Source organism: Ruegeria sp. CK3 (assembly GCF_056536565.1).
In genome coordinates, this window is sequence record NZ_JBQFPV010000019.1 from 48,137 (window position 1) to 71,529 (window position 23,393).

The window sequence follows — 23,393 nt, forward strand, 5'->3', positions numbered from 1 at the left end:
AGGATGGCTCACGCAGCCGTCCTCTGACGTGTTGGGAACAAAGAATTTATGAAACTTTTCATTGCGACACTGTCGACAGAAACGAACACGTTTTGCACGATGCCGACTGCGATGTCGGGTTTCGAGGACTATTTCCTGCGACATGGTACGGCGACCCAAGAGCCTCCAAACCTTATGACTGAGGCGCTTCATCTGTGGCGCCAAAAGGCCGAAACTCTGGGCTGGCAGGTTGTCGAAAGCCTGACCGCCATAGCCGAACCTGCCGGACCGACCACACGTAGCTGTTATGACGCGCTGAGCGGCGAGATTTTGTCTGATCTCGCAGAATGCGGCGGTGCAGATATCATTCTGTTGCAACTTCACGGCGCGATGGTGGCCGAGCATATAGAGGATTGCGAAGGTGATATTCTGACCCGCGTCCGCAAAAAGTGCCCGGAGGCAACGATCGGCGTTTCGCTGGACCTGCATTCTCATCTGACAAAGAAGATGCTGAAAGCCAGCGATCTGATCGTGCATTTTAGAGAATACCCTCATGACGATGCAACAGCCTGCGCCGCCGAACTGTTTGATCTGGCAAAGCGGGCACATGCGGGTGAGATCACGCCAAAGATGGTGTTTTTTGATACCCGTATGATGAACCTATACCTGACCAAAGCTGGGGCGATGAAGGATTTTGTGGCCGAGATGGCCGCAGCTCAAGCCAGACCCGGTGTGTTGTCGGTTTCATTGAGTCACGGTTTTCCCTGGGCAGATGTCGAAGATGTCGGCGCGCGGATGTTGGTAATAGCAGATGGCCAGGCACAACGGGCCGCGCAACTAGCCGAGGAGTTGGGGCGGCGCTTCTTTGATTTGCGCAACGAAGTTACCACGCGGTATCTACCGATCTCCGAGGCGTTGGATCACATTGGTACACGGTCCGGTCTATGCGTTCTGGCGGACATGGGTGACAACTCAGGCGGAGGAGCGCCGGGCGACGCCACCCACTTGCTGAAAGCCATGCTGGCGCGTGGAATGACACATTTTGCCAGCGGCCTGTTCTGGGATCCCGGGGTGGTGCGTATTTGTCAGGATGGGGGCATTGGAAGCAGATTGACCCTTCGGCTTGGCGGAAAGACCGGTGTGGTTTCAGGGGATCCGATCGACCTGACTGCAAGGGTTATGAATATCGAGAAGGGCCTGGGTCAGCATCTCGGCACTGGTCTTGAACCCATGGGCACCGTAGTTTGGCTCCGCCTGGATGGAGAAATCGACCTGCTGGTCAATGATCTTCGCGTTCAGGTTTACCATCCTGAAGCCTTCGAGCAGATCGGTATCCGGCTGGCCGAGAAATCGGTGGTGGCGGTGAAATCCCTCTTCCATTTCTACGGCCCGTTCAGCCAAATTTCGGACCACATCCTGCAGGTTGCCAGCCCCGGCGGAACACAGCCTGCGTTCCACGACCTCGCGCTCACCAAACGAAAACTGCCGTTCTGGCCTGCGGTTGCGCAGCCATTTTTAGATGAAAGCCTTGTGGACGCCGGATAGCAGTTTCAAGCGACAGGTCTGACGGACGGAATCCAATCGCAAACATACTAAGCATCCGGTTCTATGGCGTGGGATTTGGTCCACGCCAGATAAAACCCGTTTCGGACTATTCATGTCCTTTCTACTAGCACCGCCTGTTCGGCTTGCTGAATCAAGCTTTGGCCGTTGAGGTGCTGCCCTCTGCGGGGGCGTGATCTCGGTGATGCCAACACGCGGGGTTGAGTCCAAGGTTAGAGGATATCTGATGCTCTTCATCCGGCCAGAATGCGCCGCGACTTAGAACGAGATCCAACCGGCGAAATGGACCCGGCTTTGCTGGGGTTCTCAGGTGGTTGGGCATAGCCGGTCAAACGATTCATTGAACGCTATACCGAACCTGTTCCGTCGGTCTGCGTCGCATCGCTCCAATAAGACCCTTCTTTCCTGTCTATGTGGAGTTTCAGTATATCCAAGGCTTGTGGAACGTCACCATCCCGGACGCATAGAAGCAACTCTATGTGCTCCCGATGGGATTTAGCCATGTGATCAGGGTGATGCCCCAACCGGCTGCGCAAAGCCGCCATTTTCAATGCAATCGTTTGATAGGCGTCGTTCAGAAACCGATTGTCCGCACAGTCGAAAAGGCATTGGTGAAATAGAGTGTCTTGATAAAGATATTCTGCATCATCCGCGCCCTCACGGGCCGCTGTCATCCGATCAACGCATTTATCAAGCGCGGCATGAAGCGCCTCTGGGTTCGTCTGCATGGCCGAGGTCAAAGCGGTTGTTTCAAGGCAGACACGTGCATCGCAAAGTTTTGCCAGTTCCTCGGGCTCCAGATTGAACACGAATGAGCCTCTTTGCGGTTCAACGACCAACAGACCTTCCATCTCGAGCCGGTTGATTGCCTCGCGCACAGGGGTGCGGCTTACCTCAAGATTCTTGGCGATTCGAGCCTCAGACAGTTGCTCACCCAGTTCGAACTCGCCCTTGATAATCCGCTCGCGCAGGTTTTCGGTCACCAATTCCGTCAATGATTTCGGTCTATTGAATGGGCTCATGTCGTTCTCCTCAGTTCGACAGTAGCAGTCCCGCACCTGGCATACAATGTGTTAGTGTTGCATTTTGGCATACTGTATGCCAGTTATGATTCTCACGAGGGGACGGCATCGGGAGGGGCGTCTTTGCAAACTCTGGAAACATGGATTGTTGCGTTGAACCGGGCGCTGGTGGCTTTGGCGCTGGCTACGGTCTTTGCAATCGTCTTCGCCAATGTGGTGGGGCGATACGGGTTCGGCACGTCCCTGGCCTGGGTTGAAGAGGTCGCCAGACACCTGATGATCCTCGGCGCTTTTTGCGGTGCCGGTCTTGCCTTGCGCGAGGGGCGGTTGGTCGCGATCACCACAATTCCGGATTTGCTACCCGAAGCTCTGGCCCGACTGCTGCGTTGGGGCATCGTCTTCGTCATGTTTGCCTTCATGGTGACGATGCTGTGGCTGGGCGTCAAATTCGTTGAATTCGGCTGGAACAAGGAAACCATGTCGACCGGCATTTCGCGCGGCATTCCCTATCTCGCTATCCCGATCGGGTGCGCGTTGTTCCTGATCCAGTTGACCTTTTTCGCAAAACGTTTCGTAAGCCAAGAGTTTGAACACGGTCCCAGCGCCAAGAGCGATGAGGCGGAGGTCTGAGCCGTGGCAAAAACCCTGATCATCCTGTTCTTCGCGACGCTGTTTCTGGGTGTTCCCGTAGCCTTCACGATGGGGATCGCCGGCCTGTCCGCGATTTTTATCGACGGTTCGTTGAACCCACTGGTCGCAACCCAACGCATGTTCGCTGGGATCGATAGTTTCCCGCTGATGGCAGTGCCGTTCTTCATTCTAGCGTCTGAACTGATGACGGCCTGCGGGCTAACAAACGCATTGTTGCGCTTCGCCAACGCTCTGGTTGGGCATGTGCGAGGTGGCTTGGGGCATGTGAACATCCTTGTGTCGATGCTGTTTGCGGGGATCAGCGGCTCTGCCCTGGCGGATGCTGCAGGGCCTTCTGCCATCGTCATGCGGATGATGCGTGAGGCCGGGTATGAGAAGAGTTATGCCGGTGCCCTGTCCGCTGCGACGGCCACCATCGGCCCGATCATCCCGCCCTCCATTCTGGCCGTGATTTTTGCGATCTCGACCAATGGAGTGACGGTCGCTGGACTGTTTCTGGCCGGAATTGTGCCTGGTGTTCTGCTGGGCGTTGCGCTGGCCATCGCGAACCATATCGTATCCACCCGCAACGGCTACCGCGGGCGCGAACATCGCGCCACTATGATTGAATTGCGCGGTGCAACCCTGTCGGCCGTTCCGGCCCTGATCATGCCAGCAATCATTCTGGGCGGCATCCTGTTTGGTGTGTTCACCCCGACCGAGGCGGGCGCGGTGGCCTCAACCTACGCTCTGTTCCTGGGATTCATCCTGCGCGCCTTTACGGTCCGCGCTCTGTACGCCGCTTTTGTGCGGGCTGCGGTGGTGACGTCCTCGGTCTTCCTGATCGTGGCGATGGCGTCGATCTTTGCCTGGCTGCTGACCTACCTGCAAATCCCACAGGAACTGGCGAAACTTATCACCCAGATCACCGACAACCGTCTGGGCATTCTGTTCATTCTGGCGGCTTTTGCCCTGATCTGCGGCTTCTTCATCGACACGCTGCCCGCGCTGATCATTCTGACGCCGATCCTCGGTCCCATTGCCTATTCCGCAGGGATCGACCCGCTGCAATTCGGGATGATGCTGGTGCTGAACCTGACCATTGGGATGATCACCCCTCCGGTTGGTCCGGTGCTGTTTGTGATCGCCACGGTCGGACAATTGAAAATCGAACGCTTGTCAAAAGCGGTTCTGCCGCTGCTGCTGGCTGAACTCGTAGTGCTGCTTCTGGTCATTCTTGTGCCGGGCGTCAGCACCTTCATCCCCAACTTCTTTGGATTTGCGAACTGACATGAAAGGGAGGAACCTCATGAAAACCATGTCGAAACTGATGACGGCAACAGCTGTTGTTGCAATGACCGCCGCCAGTGCGGCCTCGGCTAAAGAGCTGAAATACGCGCATTTTCAAGCCGCTGACCTGAGCTCGCCCAAACACGCCGCAGCGCTGGCATTTGAAGCCTGCGTCGAGGGCAAAACCTCGGGTTCGATCGACGTTCAGATCTTCCCGGCATCGCAACTGGGTGGCGGGTCCGAGATCATGGAAGGGCTGCAACTGGGCACAGTGCAGATGGCGGCGATCCATGACGGCCCGATCTCGGCTGTCTATAAACCCTTCTCGGTTTTGGCGATGCCCTATCTGTTCGACGATCAGGCGATGGCCTGGGCGGTGATGGACGGTGAATTCGGTGACGCGCTGGCCGAAGACATGCGGGAGAAAACCGGCATCCGCAACTTTGGCGTAGCCGACAACGGGGTGCGCAACTTCACCAACAACGTCAAACCCGTGGCCGAGCCTGCCGATATGGAAGGCCTGAAAATGCGCGTAATGACCGCGCCTGTCTGGGTGACCCTCGTCGAAAGCCTCGGCGCATCGGCAACACCCGTTCCTTGGCCGGAACTTCCCGGCGCTCTGCAACAGGGTGTTGTGGACGGTCAGGAAAACGGCGTGACGAATATCGTCAACGCGTCGCTCTACCAGCACCAGAAATACGTCTCTCTGGATGGCCATGTGTTCAGCTGGCACGCCTATCTGATGTCGGACATGTTCTTCGAAAGCCTGACGGATGACGAGAAGAAAGCCGTCGAGCAATGCGTCGAGATCTCGAAAACGATCCACCGTGGCATGACCGCCGCGCAGGACGCGAATGCGACAGCGATCCTGTCGGAGAAAGGCATGGAAGTGGTCCCCGTCAGCCCCGAGCAAAAGGCCCTGTTCCGCGAAGCCGCGCAGCCTGCCGTGCGCGAATACATCGTCGGTGAGATCGGTGAGGAGTGGCCCGATCGCCTCGACGCCGCTGTCGAAACCTACAAGGCCCAATAACTCATGCCAAGGGACCGCCACATGACCCGCCAAACCATCGCTATTCTTGAACCCGGCTATGCCGCCTATGACACCGAGGCTTCGGTGTTGGCCGAGCAGGATGTTCAGATCGCGCCGGTTGCGCCGGAAACCGAGGCGGTCCCGGCCCTGCAGGCATTGGATCCGGTCGCCATCCTTGTGCGGGAACGCATTGTGGATGCGGCCGTGATCGATGCCTGCCCGAACCTGAAAGCCGTCGTCCGCTATGGGGTGGGCGTCGACAATATCGACCTGAACTACGCGCAATCGCGCGGCATCTATGTTGCGAATGTGCCAGACTATGGTGCGGAAACCGAAGTCAGCGAACATGCGCTGGCGTTGTATTTGGCCGTGCAGCGACGCATTCCGTCCCGGGATGCCGAAGTGCGGCAAGGTGAATGGGGAGTAGGGCAGGCGGCGTTGATCCCCAGCCGCGAAAACGCCGCACTTGGGCTGATTGGCTGCGGCAAGATCGGCCTTCAAGCAGCACGGAAATTCCGGGCCCTAGGGTTCTCTTCGGTTCTGGTGTTCGATCCCTATCTGAGCGACGACACAGCCCAAGCGGCGGACGTGCAAAAGGTGGATTTGATTGACCTCTGCAAAGCGTCCGACGTTGTCAGTCTGCATGCTCCTCTCACGCCCGAAACGCGGCACATTCTGAACGCTGAGCGTATCGCGCAGATGAAGCCAACCTCGATCGTGATCAACGTTTCGCGCGGCGGTTTGGTGGACGAAGCGGCATTGGCTCAGGCCCTGCACCAAGGCCGCATTTTCGGGGCAGGGATCGACGTGTTCGAACAGGAACCGGTCGATCCAGCCAACCCCCTTTTGCACAGCCCCAACACCATCGTCTCAGACCATGCTGCCTGGTACTCTGAACGCTCGGTTGCGGTGCTGCAGCGACGTGCTGCGCGTGAAGTCGCGAGAGTTCTTGAGGACGAGCAACCCGATCACTGGGTGAACAAATGGTAGATTTCGTCAGCACTTTGCGATCTGCGCAAATTGTCCCGGTGATCCGCCATAGCGACCCCGAGATCGCTTTGACGACCGTCAAATCCTTATTCCCCAATCTCGCCCTGATGCCGACTGGCGGCGTGTCTCCTGACACTGCGCAATCCTATCTGAACACCGGTGGGCTTTGCGTCGGCATGGGTGGAAATCTGCTGCCCGCCCAGGCGCTCGAGGCCGGTCACATCGACTTGGCTCGCGCACAAATCAACGCGGCTCTCTCGACCGCATCTTTTCAATCTTCCCAACGTAAGAGGATACTCTCATGAACACCCAAGAACTCGTTGCCGGGTTTCGCGACGTGGCTACCGCATCGGTCGCGGATGCCGTGGACAAGGTGTCCGGCAAGACCGGATTTCTGCCCGCCTCGATCAAACCGCGCATCAATGAAAGGAAGATCGTTGGCCCGGCCGTAACAATTCTGGAAGGACCAACTGACGAATTCCTGCCGCCGCAACACGCGCTGGACGCCATCGACGAATCCGAGGCCGGTTCGGTCATCGTGATCTCGACCAATGGCACTACCGATGTGGCGCTGTGGGGTGGTCTGATGACCGCCGGAGCCGTTGCCAACAAACACGAAGGTGCCGTTCTGGACGGTGGTGTGCGTGATCTGGTCGAGATCAAGCGCGACTATGACTTCCCGGTCTATTCCCGCTGCGTTAACCCGGGCACCACTCTGGGCCGCGTTCGTACGCTGGCTTCGAATGTAGAAGTCGACATGGGCGGTGTGATTGTACACCCCGGCGACATCATCGTGGCAGATATCGACGGTGCGGTTGTGGTCCCCCGTGAACATGCGGAATCCATCTTGGAAATGGCACGCGAGATCGATGAGCGCGAAGCCGAACAGGCACGCCTCATCATTGAAAGCGGCTCGCTGCGCGAAGGTCTGGCGAAATACGGCCGTATCTAAAACAACAAACCGTCCCGCAGGTTGCTCGCAACAACCTGCGGGACACCAGACCTCAGCAAGGGAGGAATACATGCTGAAACAAATGCTCAACACGGTGGCCCTTACCGCCGTTCTGGCTACCCCGGCGCTCGCGAACGGGCCCGAGGTGGTCGCGGAATGGAACACTCTGCCCTATGCCGTCAAGGATGAGGCGACAAAATCCGCTTGGGAAGGCAGCGAGATCTTCGGCAAAGCGCTGGTTCAAGGCGCCAAGGTCGACAGCCAGGGCAACATCTATGTGTCCACCGCGCGTTGGGGTGGGGCCGAGATCCCCTCAACCGTCTCCAAGCTGGTCAAGAACGGCGACACTTGGGAGCTCGAGGCGTTTCCGTCAGAAGACATGAACAGCATGTCGAACCCCGATGGCCTGAAAGCCGTGCTGGGTTTTGAGATCGACCGCAATGACGTGATGTGGATTCTCGATCAGGGCCATGTGGCAGGCCCTCCGTTTGAAGATGGCGACGCCAAGCTGGTTCTGTGGGATCTGAAAGAGAACAAGGAAATTCAGCGCTATGTCTTCACGGCGGAAGAAGCGGATCGTCAGTGTTCTTTCCTGAACGATTTGGCTGTCGATAACGACACCGGCTTTGCTTATATCGCCGACAGCGGCATCTTCTGTGACCCGCTGCATGGTGGTTTGATTGTCTATGACAGCAACACCAATTCGGTGCGCCGCATTCTGGACCAGCACCGGTTCACCAATGATGAGCCGAATTTCTTCTTCAACATCGACGACCGACCGGTGCTGAAGAATAGCGGCATGCGCACTGGTGCCGACGGTATCGCGTTGTCAGGCGACGAGGAAACGCTCTACTGGACCAACCTGACGGGCAATCACCTGTATAGCCTGCCGACCGAAATCCTGCGGGACTTCGAGAGCAATGAGACAGTCATTGAAAACGCGGTTGAGGTTGCCGCAGTGCTGCCTTCCAACACCGATGGGATGACGGCGGACAACGAAGGCAACATCTACATGACCGCGCTGTCGCTGGACGGGATTATGAAGTTCGATGAATCCACCCGTCAGGTCAGCCGTTTTGTCCACCACCCGGAAATGAATTGGCCGGATACGCTGGCCTGGGGTCCGGATGGCGAGATGTATGTGGTCTCGAACCACCTGCATATCTGGGTCGATGGTGACATGAACTTTGAAGACCCCAAAATCCCAAACTTCCGTATCTGGAAGATTCCGGGTGTCGGCCAAAGCTATACGACCGAATAACCCTCCCAACCTCCTTGGTCAGCCCATCGGGGCTGACCCTTTTTGGCAAAGATGAGATGACCATGACCCCCGATATTTTGTGCCTTGGCGAACCGATGCTGGAGTTCAACCAGCAGCCTGACGGGAACTACCTGCCAGGACATGGCGGTGACACCTCAAACTGCGCAATCGCCGCCGCGCGGCAGGGTGCGCCCGTTGGCTACGTGACGCATGTCGGCGCTGATACGTTCGGCAATTCCTTCATGGACCTGTGGAAGGCCGAGGGGATCGACACCTCGACCGTGCGGCAGGTCGCGGATGCTCATACCGGGGTCTATTTTGTGACGCATGGCGCGAACGGGCATGAGTTTAGCTATTTCCGCGCAGGCTCGGCCAGTAGTCGGATGGAGCCAGACGATCTGCCAGTGGCGGCGTTGCAATCGGCCAAAATCCTGCACGTTTCGGGGATCAGTCAGGCGATTTCGGATGTTGCTGCCGATACCGTGTTTCGGGCCATTCAGATTGTAAAGGACGGCGGAGGCCTCGTGTCCTACGACACCAATCTGCGCCTGAAGCTCTGGCCGATCGAACGCGCCCGTGCTGTGACGCACGCGGCCATGTCAAAATGCGATATTGCCCTTCCTGGTTTGGATGATGCCGAGCAACTGACTGGCCTGTCCGACCCGGATGCCATCGCAGATTTTTACCTGAACCTCGGCGCAAGAATTGTCGCCCTGACGCTTGGTGCCGAAGGGACTTTGGTTGCGACACTAGACAAGCGCGAGCGTGTCAAAGGGCGTCGGGTCGAAGCGGTGGATGCTACGGCCGCAGGCGACACATTTGACGGTGCCTTCCTGTCTCGTATTGTTGCGGGCGACGACCCATTTCAGGCCGCACGCTATGCCAACGCCGCTGCTGCGCTTTCGACCCAAGGGTACGGTGCGGTTGCCCCGATGCCTCGCAGCGACGCGGTCGAGGCGTTTCTTGCGGAAGGAGACTGATTCATGAAACACGCCGTTGTAATTGGCGGCACCCGCGGAATAGGCGCTGGTATCGCAGGGGAACTTCGCCGAAAGGGATGGCGCATCACCGCGACAGGTGTCGGAGCTGAAGAGGTTGCGGAATATGCTGCGCAGCACCCTGACGACGTCTGCGCGCAGTTGGATGTGCGGGATACTCAGGCCGTAACCGCGTTCTTCGGTGGGATCGAGAAACTCGACGGGCTGGTCAATTGCGCAGGTATTCTGGCACGTGGCGCGGAGTATGAGATCGATGTTTTTGAGACAGTGATCGATATCAACCTAACTGGTACCATGCGCTGCTGTCTGGCCGCGAAACCCTTGTTGGCCGCGTCGGGTGGCGCCATCGTGAACACCGCGTCGATGCTCAGTTACTTTGGTGGGCCACTTGTTCCTGCTTATTCTGCCAGCAAAGGCGGCGTGGCGCAGTTGACTAAGGCTTTGGCCGGGAAATGGGCTGAAGATGGCGTACGCGTCAATGCAGTTGCACCCGGATGGATCGAAACCGAAATGACCGAGGCTCTGCGCGCCGATCCGGCCCGCAACCAACCTATTCTGGGTCGGACGCCGCTGGACCGTTGGGGCAAACCATCCGAGGTTGGCGCACTGGCCGCGTGGCTGCTGTCGGATGAGGCTGCTTTTGTGACCGGTGCTGTCTATCCTGTCGACGGCGGCTATTCTGCAATGTGAGGAGGGCAATTGATGCCAGTACAAGGAAACGACGACGATCCCAGGATGCCTTATCAACTGCCCTTCCCGAAGGATGCGCAGGAAGAGATCGTCATCCCTGAGGCCGTCGCCAAAGACGAGAGGGTCTGGGTGCCGCAAACCGAAAACGTCTCGTTCCGACCGCTCTGCTTGAACCGGTCTCAGGGGTACTGGATGAACCTGTTGCGGGTGCGGAAATCCGGGGTTCTGTCGAGGCATCGGCATCCGCAGCCCGTTCATGGTTTTGTTCTGAAAGGCCGCTGGCATTATCTGGAACATGACTGGGTCGCGGAGGAAGGCGGCTATGTATTCGAACCGCCGGGCGAAACCCACACTCTGATTGTACCCGATGATGTCGACGAAATGATCACCTATTTCCAGGTCAACGGCGTGATGCTTTATGTTGACCCATGGGGCAAAACCATGGGGTATGAGGACGTCTTCACTAAAATCGAGATGTGCCGTAAGCACTATGAGGAAGTTGGATTAGGGGCGGACTATGTCGAGCAATTCATCAGGTAGACCGCTGAAACTGGCCCTGGTTGCCCATGACGCCAAGAAAGACCTCATGGTCGAATGGGCCCAGTCCCATGCTGACGTCCTAAGTCGGGCGGAGTTGTTCGCCACCGGAACCACCGGTGGCCGCCTCAGGGCCGCGTTGCCTGAGCTTAATGTCACCGCGCTGCATAGCGGGCCACTAGGCGGCGACCAGCAGCTTGGGGCGATGATCTGCGAGGGCCGGCTGGACGGTCTGTTCTTTTTTATCGACCCAATGTCGCCGATGCCGCACGACGTGGATGTCAAAGCTCTGAGCCGTCTAGCGATCGTTTATGATCTACCCTTCGCAAGCAGCCCAAGCACAGCGGATTTCGTTCTGAAAGGGCTGACCGGACCTAGATAGCTTTAAAGCTTTGGATGATGCTAGGTTCAGTCCGACCCGTAAGGTCAGGATGAATTAATTTTCGTTGCGCTGCACGATTCACGGCTTGGAATTCGGAGAGGTGGCATTAGCGGTTTTTCTGACTGAGCGACAAACAGATGGCGTAGCGCCCCTCTTTTTCTCCAGCGCTAGCGCGGCAGACTACAGTCATCTATTGGTTATGAATCCTGACCCCAGGAAACGTGTTTCCCTGATCGATTTCCGTCGAACGGCTCATTTCAGTGAATGAGTCTACAACGAAGCGCCCCAAGGGTTCATGTGCTGTTTTCTGGGTCCAAACCATTTCGCTTTCCCATTTCGGCAAATCCAATGGCGTTGGAAAGACGTCACACCCAGCGCGCCGCGCAACCGGAGTCAACGACGTTGGCACAGTTGCAATCAAGTCGGATTGAGCGACGATATCGGGTAGTAGAGCAAATTGGGTGCAGGTCAAAACCACTTGCCGAGCTTTTCCAAGCTTCTTTAGTGCCTTATCTACAAAACCGATTTTGTCATTGTTCAGTGTCATCAATGCATGACGAGCCTCTAGGAACGACTCAAGTGTCAAACCATCTCGGGTCAAAGGGTGATCGCGGCGGGCGATACATACAAAACTGTCCGGCATAATCGTCCGTCGATGAAACCGCGCAGGAAGCTGACCAAATGTACCAATGGCCAACGTCACTGTTTCGGCATCCAATTGATCAATCAGATCCGTTTTGTTCATCGGTACGAAGATCAGGCTAAGATTTGGTGCGTGTTCTGCAAAGTAAGTGACCATCGCAGGCGCCAAACGAAGAATTGCTAAATCCGAAGCTGCAACGGTGATTTGGCCTTGGGCGTGTTTGGGATCAAACTCGGTTTGCTCCAGCATTTGAGAAACGATTGTCAGCGCGCCTTTCACTTTTGGCGCCAATTCTTCCGCGCGGCTGGTTGGCACCATTCCACCCGGTCCCTTTTGATAAAGTGGATCTTCGAGCCTGGCGCGAAGCCTGTTCAGTGCGTTGCTCATGGAGGGCTGAGCAAGGCCTATAGACGCCCCAGCGCGGCCGACATGTCGTTCTCGGTACATCGCATCGAAGGCTTTGAGGAGGTTAAGGTCGAGAGAATTGATATTCATGGGATGAATTTATTGCATTCTATTTATCCATTTCAACAACTTCGTGCTGCGCATTAGATATCCGACCAGAAACAAAAAACGCTCAGATTGCGGCGGGTCGAAAGGTCCAAGGGGCACAAGGGTTGCCCGTAGTATCTAACTCCGGAGTTGGGCCTGGAAGAGTGATCCTCAACCAGCCAAACCAACCCAGAGCGGCGATCCGGTGCGAATGCCACTGAGAGAAAGAGGAGTTGAACTGTGACAAACGTTATTGAAGCCGCGCTAAAAGGCGAACATGTCGTCATCGTTGGCGGCGGTAGCGGTATGGGCAAGGCTACAGCCGAACTTGCAGCCAGTTTGGGCGCCAAGGTTACAATCTCAAGCCGCAACAAAAAGAAACTGACGGCCGTTGCGTCTGAAATCGAAGGCGACATTTCGGTCGCTTCCGTTGACACCACTGACGAAGCAGCTGTCAAAGCCTGGGCTGCCAGCCTTGGCAAGGTCGATCATCTCGTCATCTCGGCATCCAGCGCTGCGCACGGCGCGTTTGATGAACTGCCGACTGACGACCTGCGTGGCATGATTGTGGCCAAATTCATTGGTCCCTACGTGACCACTCGCGAGGTTCTACCGTATATGGCCGACGGCGCGTCAATCACGCTGTTTTCCGGCGTGCTGAGCCGCCGCCCATCGGCCGGTGCCACCGGTCTGGGCGCGGTGAACGCGGCCGTCGAGGCTTTGACGATGGGACTCGCGCAAGAACTGGCGGGTAAGGCCCGTGTCAACTGCATCAGCCCCGGAATGGTTGCGACCGAAGCCTATGCAGACATGCCAGAAGAGGCCCGTGAAGGCATGTACGCACAGGTTGGTGGATCGCTCCCTGTTGGCCGCGTCGGCAGGGCCAGCGAAATCGCTCAAGCTGTCATCATGGCAATGACCAACGATTTCCTGACAGGTTCTGTGCTGGATATTGATGGCGGGCATCTGATCAAGGCCTGACAATATTTGCGGGGGCGCTAGCTGCCCCCTCTTCCTGTTCGGCTCTTGCGTAGCTCCACATGTCAAGTTCCCTTATTTCGATGCAATTGACTTGCGCGAGCCGGTCATCTCTAGCAAAAACCCCGCCACGATGGACGATGTTGCCGATCAGCTTGAGGCTGATGACAATTCGTCCGGCGCACCCGGTGAACGCGGCACTTTTTGATACCTTCGAGGCTTGGATTGGATCTGAAACAGCCCTCCATGTTCAGTTGGCCGATCTACCCGAGCCGGCTTTTGACAAAACAGGTCGCACGCGCAATTCGGTATTGCGGGGCGTCATCACTTATCTGAAAAAAGATGCGGATGTGAACGCGGCCACCGCTCAGATGTTGGAGCGCCTCATACCCTTTCACCGATGAATTGATGTTGACGTAGAGGATCGTGTGATCGCTTATGCCATGTTGGTTCTCCACCGGCGTAACTAGAATTCTCTGTGGGTTTTCCTGTCACTCATCCACAACACGAAACTCCCCGGAAGGCGCGTCAGTAGGTGGCTCTTCGAACTCGTTGGAAATCAGGCCTCGACGGATGAGTTCTCGAATGGCGGCCGCTCTGGACGGCAATCTGTTTTCGAACCGCCAATCATCAATGGCTTTAAGCTCCTCGAGGTCGAGCATCAGTTGCAGTTTTTCTGTGCGCTTTGGTGGTCGATTTTGATCAGACACTGGTATGACCTCAGTAGCTTACGTCAGTTACTCCAAGCATGTATGGCATTGGGCCTGCGTGTCTACATCAATGTTGGCAAGTTGGGCTGGATACCCAGGATCATGAAGCGCTGCATGATGCGTCGGATACCTATAATAAGTATATGATTTTATTTGAAAAATATTTTTTCGTTTTTAGGTTTTACTCCACAAGCAACGAAACGGAGTGAAAATGATACAGCAAGTTTTGAAGTCTGAAGTTCAGGAAGAAACCAACGACACAGGTATCGACAAAAACGCATGGATCGCCAACGCGGTGACGGAAGTGCTGGCCGATACAATGGTTCTGATGGTGAAAACGCAAGGCACACATTGGAACGTCGTGGGCCCACTCTTCTTGCCGATCCATGAACTGACAGAGCGTCAGTATCGCGACCTGTTTGAAGCTGCGGATGATTTGGCGGAGCGTGTGCGCGCTCTGGGTCAGGTGGCCCCGATCTCGTTCACGGACATGGTTAGCCACGCCAAGTTGACCGAAGAAGAAACAATCAAAAACTCAGAGGGTATGATCAACCAGTTGGTTGCGGACCACGAAGCGATTGCCCGGAACCTGCGTGAGACTGCCGCGACCGCTGCCCGTTATGGCGATGGGGCTACAGAGGATTTGATGAACGCTAGGATGGCGAAGCATGAGGAAGCGGTCTGGATGCTCAAGGCAATTGTTGCGGCCTAATTGGCAGCTCCCATTGATATGAACCAAAGTTTGAGACGAAAGGAAAATTTGATGACACGCGTTGGGTACGAGAAAAAGGCGCAGCTGCAACTGGATAGCTGGAATGCTCAAATTGATGTTCTCGAAGCCAAGCTGAAACTGGCCGAAGCGGACGCCAAACTCGAGCTCGAGGAGCAGCTCAGTAAGCTCTACAAGGCAAGGTCTGACGCAGAGGCTCAACTGAATGACTTGAAGTCGACCAGCGACGAGGCCTGGGAAGACGTCAAAGAGGGCTACGAGGCTGCATGGGGCGATATGCAGAGTGCTTTGAAAGAAGCGGCGGACCGGTTCGCATAGAGCTGAGTTTGTGAACAATGCTCGTGTCGTGAATGGGGACCGGAATGCAAACACCTAGAGAATTAGTGAGGTACTTTCGCGGGTTCCTAACCATCCCTGCTGCCATAAGCCTCTCAGGGCTTTTGGTGGCTGGGATTGTCTTCAGGACGGAGCAAGCGCTCATAGGTTGGGGTTGGTCCACTTCTGATTGGCTCAGTGTTTCCAATCACACTGCGAGCGATGTTCTCAGCGCAATCTCGGCAGCATCCATGTCCGCGTTGGTCATGGTCTATTCCATTGTTCTGCTGGTTTACACTTTGGCGGCAGGATCTATTGGACCCAGGCTCTTGCAGCGTTTTGGCGAAGACAGGGTAAATCAGATTGCAGTTGGCTCACTTGGAGCAACGTTCTTATACAGCTTGATGATCCTGTGGCTGATACGCGATGACACATTCGTTAATTTGGCCGTTGCGATTGGTATGATCTATTCGATCACCTCAGTTCTACTACTGCTTCTTTTCGTTCACACAGTATCGACGCGCGTAACCATTGATCAGGAGGCGGCGCGGATTTCTGAGGCCTTGGATCGCCAAGTAAGCGCCGCAATCGAAAACAGTGCAGAAATTCCATCTTCAAAGGCAGTCCCTGAGGAGGGAGACAAGCGCCAAGTCTCGGCTTCGGGCACTGGATATGTGAACTCGATCAATACCGAAGGTCTGGTGACTGTGGTCAAGGAAGCCGGAGCAGTCGTCGTTTTTGATGTGCAGCCAGGAGACTTTATGGTTCCATCTGACACTTTGGCCTATGTTTATGGTGATAGTGACGAAAGCCTCAATCATCTGGTGCAAGCGGCAGCTCCGTTGATCCCCGCGCGAGATCCTAATGGAGATATCCGCTTTTCTGTCCATCTTCTCGTTGAAATTGCACTTCGGGCGTTGTCACCGGGTGTCAACGACACGTTTACCGCAATTGTGTGCATCGACCGACTGTCGGCGTCTCTGGCTCGAGCGTGGTCGTCAAAGCTCTGTACAGGTGTGTATCGGGATGATGACGGAAACGTGCGGGTTATTTACCCGTCCATCACGGCTGAGGCACTGTTTCACGATTCGATGCCAGCTCTGCGACGCGCTGCCCGGGGTAATGGCCTCGTAACGGCCGCCCTTATTCGAGCTTTGGTGCGCATCGCGGAGGCAGCTCCGTTTGAAGATGTTCGTGTGGTTGCAGATGAACTGGCCGCGGTCAGAGATGAAACACGAGAAAGCGATATCCTAAAGCGCGATATTGATAAGTTTTGCGGCCAAGTCGAAACCGCACTTGAACGAATTTAGCTAGCTGTCCTGAACTCAAGTCAAAGTATCTCAGCCCTACGAAGTCAGGTCACTGAGGTGCCAGTTATCCGTCCGAACAAAGCTTTGACCATAAAACATGGGCTTGCCACACGTCAGCGGCGTAGTTCCAGGACATCAGGCCGGCGAATTTTGCCTGTTTGTGACCGCTTGCAATTGCGATCAGCATTCGGCGAGCTTGGCGGGGCGGTCTACGCCATCGAGTTTGCAGGTTTCGTTCATTGAGGCGAGGAATGCCCAGTATTGAACTCCGGTCTCGTGTCTAGCGAACAACGCGTTTTTCCTGATCAGGGCTATCAAACGGATTGTCCATTTGACGCCGTTGAAATCCAGTTTCAATCAATCATCGTGGAGGAAGACGATCAGTCCGACCAAGTGTCTGGGAGTTTGGTTCAGAGCCCCACCGACAGGAAACTTGGCGGAGGCGCGGGCGCGTCGTTTGTGCGGCCGTGACATACGCGTCCAACCGACTGTGCGCTCAGATCACTCTAGCGAAACCCACAAGACTTTTGCGTCTTCTTTGCTGGTTGAAATGCAGCCGTGACCCATTTCGCTGTCGTAATACAGGGAATCCCCGGCCTTCATGGTCAACGGGCGATAGTGCTCCGAAATAAAGGTTAGCTCACCGCTGATCACATACATAAATTCTTCACCCGAATGTCTGATCCAGTTTTCGAATTCAGACACATCACGGGCTTTGATCGTCGCGATATACGGCAGCATTCGCTTGCTGGTGAGTTCAGGGCAGAGCAACTCGTGCAGATATGTCGGGGTGTCCTTAATCTCGCCCTGGCCTTTTGGAGTGTAATCGCGGCGGCCCGAAATCCCGCTTTGGCCCGATTGCAGGAACAGCTGCGGGGTGCTCATTTCCAGCGCTTGGGTCAGCCTGCGAACAATATCGAAGCTGGGTCGCGTCTGGTTGTTTTCGATCTTGGAAAGTGTCGAGCGACCGATTCCCGCCGCCCGTCCGGCTTCCTCCAACGTCCACCCTTTTGCACGGCGCGCATCCCGGATTGAGCGCCCCAAAGCAGCGCCTTCGTCCTGTTCTTCCGGCCCGACGGCGTTGTTCAGGCTGTCATCGATCATAGAAATCTCCCTGATTTTCCGCAGGTTACCGATTTCCCCATCCTTACACAACTTCACAAATACGAGATATATGTTGCCTTGCGTATCCGAATTCCACTATAGGAAACAAAATTTCGTACTTGGGATTCGAGTATGGAGGAGGGAACCTTGTTTACAAAATCGCTCAAAGATGCAGATCCGGTTATTGCTGCTTCGATTGCACGTGAAGGCATGCGCCAAGCAGAACAGATCGAGCTTATCGCGTCCGAGAATATCGTCTCGCAGGCTGTGATCGACGCGCAAGGTTCTGTGCTCACGAACAAGTACGCTGAGGGCTATCCCGGTCGCCGCTACTACGGCGGTTGCGAATATGTGGATGAGGTTGAGGTTGAAGCGATCGAACGATTGAAGACGTTGTTCGGCTGTGAGTTCGCCAACGTTCAGCCACACTCTGGCGCGCAGGCAAACGGAGCGGTGAAGCTTGCGCTGCTCAGCCCCGGTGACACGATCCTTGGCATGTCGCTTGATGCCGGTGGTCACCTGACGCACGGTGCCAAGCCTGCGCAGTCGGGCAAGTGGTTTCACCCGGTTCAGTACGGCCTGACGGACGATGGGCTGATTGACTATGACCAAGTCGAAGCGCTGGCCAAGGCTGAAAAGCCAAAGCTTATCATTGCTGGTGCGTCGGCCTATTCGCAAAAGATTGATTTCGCTCGGTTCCGCGCGATCGCGGATGAGGTCGGTGCCTGGCTGCTGGCCGACATGGCGCATATCGCGGGTCTGGTTGCGACCGGGCTGCACCCCTCGCCAATTGGTCACGCGCATGTGGTCACCTCGACGACCCACAAGACCCTGCGCGGTCCGCGCGGCGGGATTATTCTGACGAATGACGAGGCTTTGGCGAAAAAGATCAACTCTGCTGTGTTCCCCGGACTTCAGGGCGGCCCCTTGATGCACGTGATCGCAGGTAAGGCCGTCGCTTTTGGCGAAGCGTTGAAGCCAGAGTTCAAGGAATACATGCAGCGTGTCGTCGACAGCGCCACTGCTTTGGCCAAAGTTATGATTGCGCGTGGCTGTGATATCGTTTCGGGCGGCACAGAAAACCACCTGATGCTGGTCGACCTGCGGCCGCTTGGCGTTACCGGCAAAGATGCAGAAGCCGCGCTCGAGCGCGCCGGGTTCACTTGCAACAAGAACAGCGTCCCGGGTGATCCGGAAAAGCCGACGATCACGAGCGGTATCCGGCTAGGAACGGCCGCTGGATGTAGCCGTGGTTTTGGGCCTGAAGAGTTCACTCAGATCGGCCTTTTGATTGGCGACGTTCTCGATGCGCTGCGTGAGTCTCCTGAAGGCGATGCAACCGTCGAAGCCGAGACCCGCGCAAAAGTCCGCGCTCTCTGCGCCAACTATCCAATCTACTGAAAGAACACCCAATGAGCATTTACGATCTCATCGTCATCGGGGGCGGCCCCGGCGGTTATGTTGCTGCGATCCGCGCGGCTCAACTGGGTATGAAAGTGGCTTGCGTGGAAGGGCGCGGGGCGCTGGGCGGAACCTGTCTGAATGTGGGGTGCATCCCCTCCAAAGCGTTGCTGACCTCCTCGGCCAAATATGCCGAGCTTGCACATCTCTCCTCCCATGGCATTGCGGTCGAGGGGGCCAGCATCGACGTGCCGTCAATGATGGGGCGCAAGGACAAGATCGTTGGCGATCTGACCAAGGGCATCGGTTTTCTGTTCAAGAAGAACGGCGTTGAGCTGATCGAAGGCTGGGCCCGCATTCCGGCGGACGGGCAAGTGCAGGTTGGCGATGATATCTATGAGGCCAAGAATATCTTGATCGCCACGGGGTCTGAGCCGACACCTCTGAACGGTATCGAGATCGATGAGAAGGATGTTCTCAGCTCAACTGGTGCCTTGGCGCTGGACACGGTGCCGGATCATCTGGTTGTCGTCGGGGCAGGGGTTATAGGGCTAGAGTTGGGACAGGTTTGGGCGCGTCTTGGGGCCAAGGTCACAGTGGTTGAGTATCTGGACCGCGTCCTGCCTGGTATTGACGGCGAGATTGCGAAACTGGCGCAGCGCGCGCTCAGCAAACGCGGCCTAAAGTTCCAGTTGGGACGCGCGCTGAAGGCCATTGAAAAGTCTGAAACCGGATTGGCGCTTACACTGGACCGGGTCGGCAAAGACAAGGAAGAGGTGATCGAGGCCGACAAGGTTCTAATCGCCGTCGGACGCCGGCCCGTCACGCGCGGGTTGGGGCTGGAAGAATTGGGGATAGCTCTTGACCCGCGCGGCTTTGTTCAAGTTGACAACAGCTTCCGCACATCGGTTCCCGGCATCTATGCGATCGGGGACTGCGTCCCCGGACCGATGCTGGCCCATAAGGCCGAAGAAGACGGCGTTGCCTGCGTTGAGATGTTGGCGGGGCTGGGCGGCCATGTCGACTACAACACCGTACCGGGTGTCGTTTACACCGACCCTGAGGTCGCCTCGGTCGGTGTGACTGAAGAGGCGCTGAAAGAAGCCGGTGCCGAATACGCGGTCGGCAAATTCGCGTTCATGGCCAACTCGCGCGCACGGTCGACCGGAGAAACCGACGGCGCGGTCAAGGTTTTGGCTGAACCGAACGGCAAAATACTAGGCGCGCATATTTGCGGTGCGCATGGCGGTGATCTGATCGCGGAACTCGTTCTGGCGATGACCAAAGGTGCCACCGTCGCCGAAGTCGCCTCCACCTGTCATGCACATCCAGCTATGGGCGAGGCGGTCAAAGAAGCCTGCCTCGACGCTCTGGGCCGCGCGATCCACGCGTAAGAAGGAGCCGCCAGATGTCCATCCAGCTTCGCCCCCGCCACCCCGAAAAAGCCAAGAAGGCAGATAGTGTCATTCCCCGCAAGCCCAAGTGGATTCGCAAGAAAAAGGGCGACAGCACCGAGTATTATGAAACACGTCGCCTGATGCGAGATCATAACCTGGCGACGGTCTGTGAAGAGGCCGCCTGTCCGAATATCGGCGAATGCTGGTCCAAGCGCCACGCCACCATGATGATCATGGGCGAAGTTTGTACGCGTGGCTGTTCCTTCTGCAACGTCGCCACAGGTCGGCCAGACGCATTGGACGTATTTGAACCGGGCCGTGTCGCGGCCGCTGTAAAAAAGCTGGGGCTTCGCCATGTGGTGATCACATCGGTTGACCGCGATGACTTGGATGATGGCGGCGCCGAACACATCGCACAGACCATCAGAGCAGTGCGCCACCAAAACCCTGAAACCACCGTCGAAGTTCTGACTCCGGACTTCTTGGGAAAAGGGATTTCTGCAGATCTGGTATTTGAAGCAGCGCCGGACGTTTTCAACCACAATCTGGAAACTGTGCCGCATCTTTATCCAACGGTTCGTCCCGGCGCGCGGTACTATACGTCTTTGCGTCTGTTGGACGATGCCAAACGCGCAAACCCTGAGATTTTCACCAAATCCGGCCTGATGGTCGGCCTTGGCGAAAGCCTCTGTGACGTCCGCCAAGTGATGGATGACCTGCGTGCCGCAAATGTCGATTTCCTGACAGTCGGGCAATACCTGCAGCCGACCCCGAAACATCACTCGATCGACCGGTTCTGGTCACCGGAAGAGTTCGCCCAGCTGGAGCAGATCGCGCGCTCCAAGGGCTTTCTGCACGTGTCAGCCACTCCGCTGACCCGTTCGTCGTTCCACGCGGACGAAGACTTTGCCGCCCTCAAGCAAGCTCGCCAACGAGCGATTGCTGCCGGGGCATAACCAGACGCACTAGGGAGGAATACCATGGAAGCGTTAAATTCAATCGTAGGGGCCATCAATGGCGTCGTGTGGGGGCCGCTGATGCTGGTTCTCATCCTTGGCGTTGGCTTCTTCCTGCAGGTCGGGCTGAAATTCATGCCGATCCTGCGCATTGGCACGGGCTTTAGCCTGTTGTTCAAAGGCCGGGAAGGTCAGGGCGAAGGGCAGATCAGCCCATTCAACGCGCTGATGACCTCGCTGTCAGCAACCATCGGTACAGGTAACATCGCCGGTGTGGCGACTGCTGTCTTCCTGGGCGGTCCAGGCGCTTTGTTCTGGATGTGGATGACCGCCCTGGTGGGCATGGCCACCAAATACGCCGAAGCTGTCTGCGCGGTGAAATATCGCGAAAAAGACGAGCTGGGGAACTATGTTGGCGGCCCGATGTACTACATCAAGAACGGTCTCGGCGCGAAATGGGCTTGGCTGGGTGTAGCATTCGCCCTGTTCGGCGCGATCGCCGCCTTCGGCATCGGCAACGGCGTGCAGGCCAACGGTGTGGCACAGGTTCTTGAAGCGAATTTCGGTCTGAACACCTCGGTCACTGGCGTTGTTCTGATGGTGTTGACTGCGGCTGTTATCCTGGGCGGTATCACTCGCATTGGTGCGGTTGCCGGTAAACTGGTTCCGTTCATGGCAGTTGCTTATATCATCGCGGGCCTTCTGGTTCTGCTGATCAATATCGGCAACATTGGACAGGCGCTGTCGCTGGTCTTCACCTACGCGTTCACTCCGTCCGCCGCAGAGGGCGGTTTCGCGGGCGCTGCCGTTTGGGCCGCCATCCGCTTTGGTGTGGCACGTGGTGTGTTCTCGAACGAAGCCGGGCTGGGTTCCGCCCCGATTGCGCACGCCGCAGCCGAGACCAAAGGTCCAATAAACCAGGGCCTGATCGCGATGCTGGGTACGTTCATCGACACCATCATCGTCTGCTCGATCACCGGTCTGGCGATCATCGCGTCGGGCGCCTGGACATCGGGTGAATCCGGTGCGGCTCTGACCAGCCACGCGTTCGAATTGTCGCTGCCGGGTATCGGCGGGTATCTGATCGCCATCGCTCTGTCGATCTTCGCCTTCACCACCATCCTCGGTTGGTCCTTCTACGGCGAAAAATGCGTCGAGTTCCTGCTGGGTGTGAAATCCCTGATGCCCTACCGCGTCCTGTGGATCGTCATGATCTACTTCGGCGCAACAGCAGATCTGGGCTTCATCTGGCTGCTGGCAGACACGCTGAACGCCATGATGGCTATTCCGAACCTGATCGCCCTGGCCCTGTTGAGCCCGATCGTCTTCAAACTGACGAAAGAGTTCTTCGCGTCGGGCGGCAAGTCCGAAGAGCCGGAGGCAAAGCCTGCCGAATAAGCTCGGCCCGACCAAAACGGGGGGCCAATTCGGCCCCCCGCCTTTGAAACAGAATTCCATATCTCGAGGAGAGACGTGATGGCCACGAAAATCCTGCTGCCCATTGATCATACCGACGACCGTTCCTGGAAACTGGCTCTGCCGGTCGCTTTAGAACAGGCGAAGTTCTACGGTGCCGAACTGCACGCAGTTGCCGTCATCCCCGAGATTATCCAACTTCCGAACCTGCCCGCGAACTATGGCGCCGGAGCAAAGGATCATGTCCGCAACGCGGTTCAGGCCATTCTGGACCACGGCGATGCCTCCGATGTGGCGATCCATATCGAAGAAGGCAGCGTTTACCGTGAAATCCTGAAACTCGCCTACAAAGAGGGCTTTGATCTGATTGTCATGGCCTCCACCAAGGGCGATTTCCCGAACTATGAGATTGGCCCGAACTTAGCCCGAGTGGTTCGGAATGCGCACTGCACTGTGACGGTCGTTCGCGACCAATCCCGCTGATTGAAAGGTTAGAAAGATGACTTCACCGAATCGCACTCCACTTTACTCTCTTCATGTTGAGTTGGGTGGCAAGATGGTTGATTTTGCGGGCTGGGAGATGCCTGTTCAGTATCCGTTGGGGATTATGGGGGAGC

Annotated in this window: 26 protein-coding genes and 1 pseudogene; 23 read left to right on the plus strand and 4 right to left on the minus strand. The window is 56.6% G+C overall.

Annotated features, from left to right (window positions below; all coding sequences use genetic code 11):
• Positions 1–48: 48 nt before the first annotated feature.
• Positions 49–1,524 (plus strand): M81 family metallopeptidase, encoded by a 1,476-nt coding sequence (locus tag ACR0C3_RS22650; protein ID WP_480760651.1) that lies wholly within the window; start codon positions 49–51, stop codon positions 1,522–1,524.
• A 365-nt stretch (positions 1,525–1,889) separates the two neighbouring features.
• Here ACR0C3_RS22650 and ACR0C3_RS22655 read toward each other — a convergent pair whose 3' ends face one another.
• A complete protein-coding gene (locus ACR0C3_RS22655) occupies positions 1,890–2,564 on the minus strand; it encodes a GntR family transcriptional regulator (protein WP_480760652.1) in 675 nt (224 codons plus the stop codon).
• Between the two features lie 123 nt (positions 2,565–2,687).
• On the opposite strand from ACR0C3_RS22655, the gene ACR0C3_RS22660 reads away from it, so the two are divergent.
• The 11 genes from ACR0C3_RS22660 to ACR0C3_RS22710 all read left to right on the plus strand — a co-directional run bounded on the left by ACR0C3_RS22660 (position 2,688) and on the right by ACR0C3_RS22710 (position 11,324).
• Positions 2,688–3,194, plus strand: a complete 507-nt coding sequence (locus tag ACR0C3_RS22660; protein WP_480760654.1) for a TRAP transporter small permease — start codon at positions 2,688–2,690, stop codon at positions 3,192–3,194.
• 3 nt (positions 3,195–3,197) lie between these two features.
• On the plus strand, positions 3,198–4,484 hold the full coding sequence (locus ACR0C3_RS22665; RefSeq protein WP_480760655.1) for a TRAP transporter large permease: 1,287 nt from the start codon (positions 3,198–3,200) through the stop codon (positions 4,482–4,484).
• A gap of 19 nt (positions 4,485–4,503) precedes the next feature.
• Entirely contained in the window at positions 4,504–5,514 is a 1,011-nt protein-coding gene (locus tag ACR0C3_RS22670) for a DctP family TRAP transporter solute-binding subunit (RefSeq protein ID WP_480760656.1), read from the plus strand.
• A gap of 21 nt (positions 5,515–5,535) precedes the next feature.
• Positions 5,536–6,504, plus strand: coding sequence for a C-terminal binding protein (locus ACR0C3_RS22675; protein WP_170556303.1), 969 nt, complete (start codon positions 5,536–5,538; stop codon positions 6,502–6,504).
• Positions 6,498–6,809 carry a hypothetical protein gene (locus tag ACR0C3_RS22680; protein ID WP_480760657.1) on the plus strand — a complete coding sequence of 104 codons (312 nt, stop codon included), beginning with the start codon at positions 6,498–6,500 and terminating at the stop codon, positions 6,807–6,809. The genes ACR0C3_RS22675 and ACR0C3_RS22680 overlap by 7 nt, the downstream gene beginning before the upstream one ends.
• Entirely contained in the window at positions 6,806–7,456 is a 651-nt protein-coding gene (locus ACR0C3_RS22685; protein ID WP_170380671.1) for an RraA family protein, read from the plus strand. Before ACR0C3_RS22680 ends, ACR0C3_RS22685 begins: the two co-directional genes overlap by 4 nt.
• 70 nt (positions 7,457–7,526) lie before the next feature.
• Positions 7,527–8,717, plus strand: a complete 1,191-nt coding sequence (locus ACR0C3_RS22690; RefSeq protein WP_480760659.1) for an L-dopachrome tautomerase-related protein — start codon at positions 7,527–7,529, stop codon at positions 8,715–8,717.
• Between the two features lie 62 nt (positions 8,718–8,779).
• Positions 8,780–9,697 (plus strand): sugar kinase, encoded by a 918-nt coding sequence (locus ACR0C3_RS22695; RefSeq protein ID WP_480760661.1) that lies wholly within the window; start codon positions 8,780–8,782, stop codon positions 9,695–9,697.
• A 3-nt stretch (positions 9,698–9,700) separates the two neighbouring features.
• Positions 9,701–10,405 carry an SDR family NAD(P)-dependent oxidoreductase gene (locus tag ACR0C3_RS22700; RefSeq protein WP_480760663.1) on the plus strand — a complete coding sequence of 235 codons (705 nt, stop codon included), beginning with the start codon at positions 9,701–9,703 and terminating at the stop codon, positions 10,403–10,405.
• 12 nt (positions 10,406–10,417) lie between these two features.
• Positions 10,418–10,945 carry a 2,4'-dihydroxyacetophenone dioxygenase family protein gene (locus tag ACR0C3_RS22705; RefSeq protein WP_170680912.1) on the plus strand — a complete coding sequence of 176 codons (528 nt, stop codon included), beginning with the start codon at positions 10,418–10,420 and terminating at the stop codon, positions 10,943–10,945.
• A complete protein-coding gene (locus ACR0C3_RS22710) occupies positions 10,923–11,324 on the plus strand; it encodes a methylglyoxal synthase (RefSeq protein ID WP_480760664.1) in 402 nt (133 codons plus the stop codon). The genes ACR0C3_RS22705 and ACR0C3_RS22710 overlap by 23 nt, the downstream gene beginning before the upstream one ends.
• Before the next feature lie 190 nt (positions 11,325–11,514).
• Here the strand turns inward: ACR0C3_RS22710 and ACR0C3_RS22715 are convergent, their stop codons facing one another.
• Positions 11,515–12,462, minus strand: a complete 948-nt coding sequence (locus ACR0C3_RS22715) for a LysR family transcriptional regulator (protein ID WP_480760666.1) — start codon at positions 12,460–12,462, stop codon at positions 11,515–11,517.
• 237 nt (positions 12,463–12,699) lie between these two features.
• Here ACR0C3_RS22715 and ACR0C3_RS22720 point away from each other — a divergent pair, with 237 nt between their 5' ends.
• Together ACR0C3_RS22720 and ACR0C3_RS22725 are read left to right on the plus strand one after the other, a co-directional pair.
• Complete coding sequence (locus tag ACR0C3_RS22720; RefSeq protein WP_480760667.1) at positions 12,700–13,440, plus strand: SDR family oxidoreductase; 741 nt, start codon at positions 12,700–12,702, stop codon at positions 13,438–13,440.
• A gap of 161 nt (positions 13,441–13,601) precedes the next feature.
• Positions 13,602–13,841, plus strand: a complete 240-nt coding sequence (locus tag ACR0C3_RS22725) for a hypothetical protein (protein WP_480760669.1) — start codon at positions 13,602–13,604, stop codon at positions 13,839–13,841.
• 87 nt (positions 13,842–13,928) lie between these two features.
• Here ACR0C3_RS22725 and ACR0C3_RS22730 read toward each other — a convergent pair whose 3' ends face one another.
• Complete coding sequence (locus ACR0C3_RS22730) at positions 13,929–14,147, minus strand: hypothetical protein (RefSeq protein ID WP_152456637.1); 219 nt, start codon at positions 14,145–14,147, stop codon at positions 13,929–13,931.
• A gap of 211 nt (positions 14,148–14,358) precedes the next feature.
• Between ACR0C3_RS22730 and ACR0C3_RS22735 the strand changes: the two genes are divergently transcribed.
• The 3 genes from ACR0C3_RS22735 to ACR0C3_RS22745 are packed head-to-tail and all read left to right on the plus strand — an operon-like array spanning position 14,359 to position 16,502.
• Complete coding sequence (locus ACR0C3_RS22735; RefSeq protein WP_425085528.1) at positions 14,359–14,859, plus strand: Dps family protein; 501 nt, start codon at positions 14,359–14,361, stop codon at positions 14,857–14,859.
• A gap of 51 nt (positions 14,860–14,910) precedes the next feature.
• On the plus strand, positions 14,911–15,195 hold the full coding sequence (locus ACR0C3_RS22740) for a sll1863 family stress response protein (protein ID WP_170637779.1): 285 nt from the start codon (positions 14,911–14,913) through the stop codon (positions 15,193–15,195).
• Between the two features lie 44 nt (positions 15,196–15,239).
• A complete protein-coding gene (locus ACR0C3_RS22745; RefSeq protein ID WP_425085529.1) occupies positions 15,240–16,502 on the plus strand; it encodes a DUF2254 domain-containing protein in 1,263 nt (420 codons plus the stop codon).
• A gap of 501 nt (positions 16,503–17,003) precedes the next feature.
• On the opposite strand, the gene ACR0C3_RS22750 is transcribed toward ACR0C3_RS22745, so the two are convergent.
• Positions 17,004–17,606: a helix-turn-helix domain-containing protein gene (locus ACR0C3_RS22750; protein WP_425085530.1), complete on the minus strand. Its 603-nt coding sequence runs from the start codon at positions 17,604–17,606 to the stop codon at positions 17,004–17,006.
• A 132-nt stretch (positions 17,607–17,738) separates the two neighbouring features.
• Between ACR0C3_RS22750 and glyA the strand changes: the two genes are divergently transcribed.
• From glyA to gcvT, 6 genes and pseudogenes are all read left to right on the plus strand, one after another.
• A complete protein-coding gene (glyA, locus tag ACR0C3_RS22755) occupies positions 17,739–19,007 on the plus strand; it encodes a serine hydroxymethyltransferase (RefSeq protein ID WP_480760672.1) in 1,269 nt (422 codons plus the stop codon).
• An 11-nt stretch (positions 19,008–19,018) separates the two neighbouring features.
• Complete coding sequence (gene lpdA / locus ACR0C3_RS22760; protein ID WP_475220564.1) at positions 19,019–20,401, plus strand: dihydrolipoyl dehydrogenase; 1,383 nt, start codon at positions 19,019–19,021, stop codon at positions 20,399–20,401.
• A 14-nt stretch (positions 20,402–20,415) separates the two neighbouring features.
• Positions 20,416–21,360 carry a lipoyl synthase gene (lipA, locus tag ACR0C3_RS22765; RefSeq protein WP_475220563.1) on the plus strand — a complete coding sequence of 315 codons (945 nt, stop codon included), beginning with the start codon at positions 20,416–20,418 and terminating at the stop codon, positions 21,358–21,360.
• A 24-nt stretch (positions 21,361–21,384) separates the two neighbouring features.
• A complete protein-coding gene (locus tag ACR0C3_RS22770; RefSeq protein ID WP_480760674.1) occupies positions 21,385–22,758 on the plus strand; it encodes an alanine/glycine:cation symporter family protein in 1,374 nt (457 codons plus the stop codon).
• 78 nt (positions 22,759–22,836) lie between these two features.
• The gene (locus ACR0C3_RS22775) at positions 22,837–23,259 is read left to right on the plus strand and encodes a universal stress protein (RefSeq protein WP_170637793.1); all 423 of its coding nucleotides are present in this window, start codon (positions 22,837–22,839) and stop codon (positions 23,257–23,259) included.
• 16 nt (positions 23,260–23,275) lie between these two features.
• Positions 23,276–23,393: pseudogene (gene gcvT / locus ACR0C3_RS22780) on the plus strand (glycine cleavage system aminomethyltransferase GcvT); the annotation flags it as partial.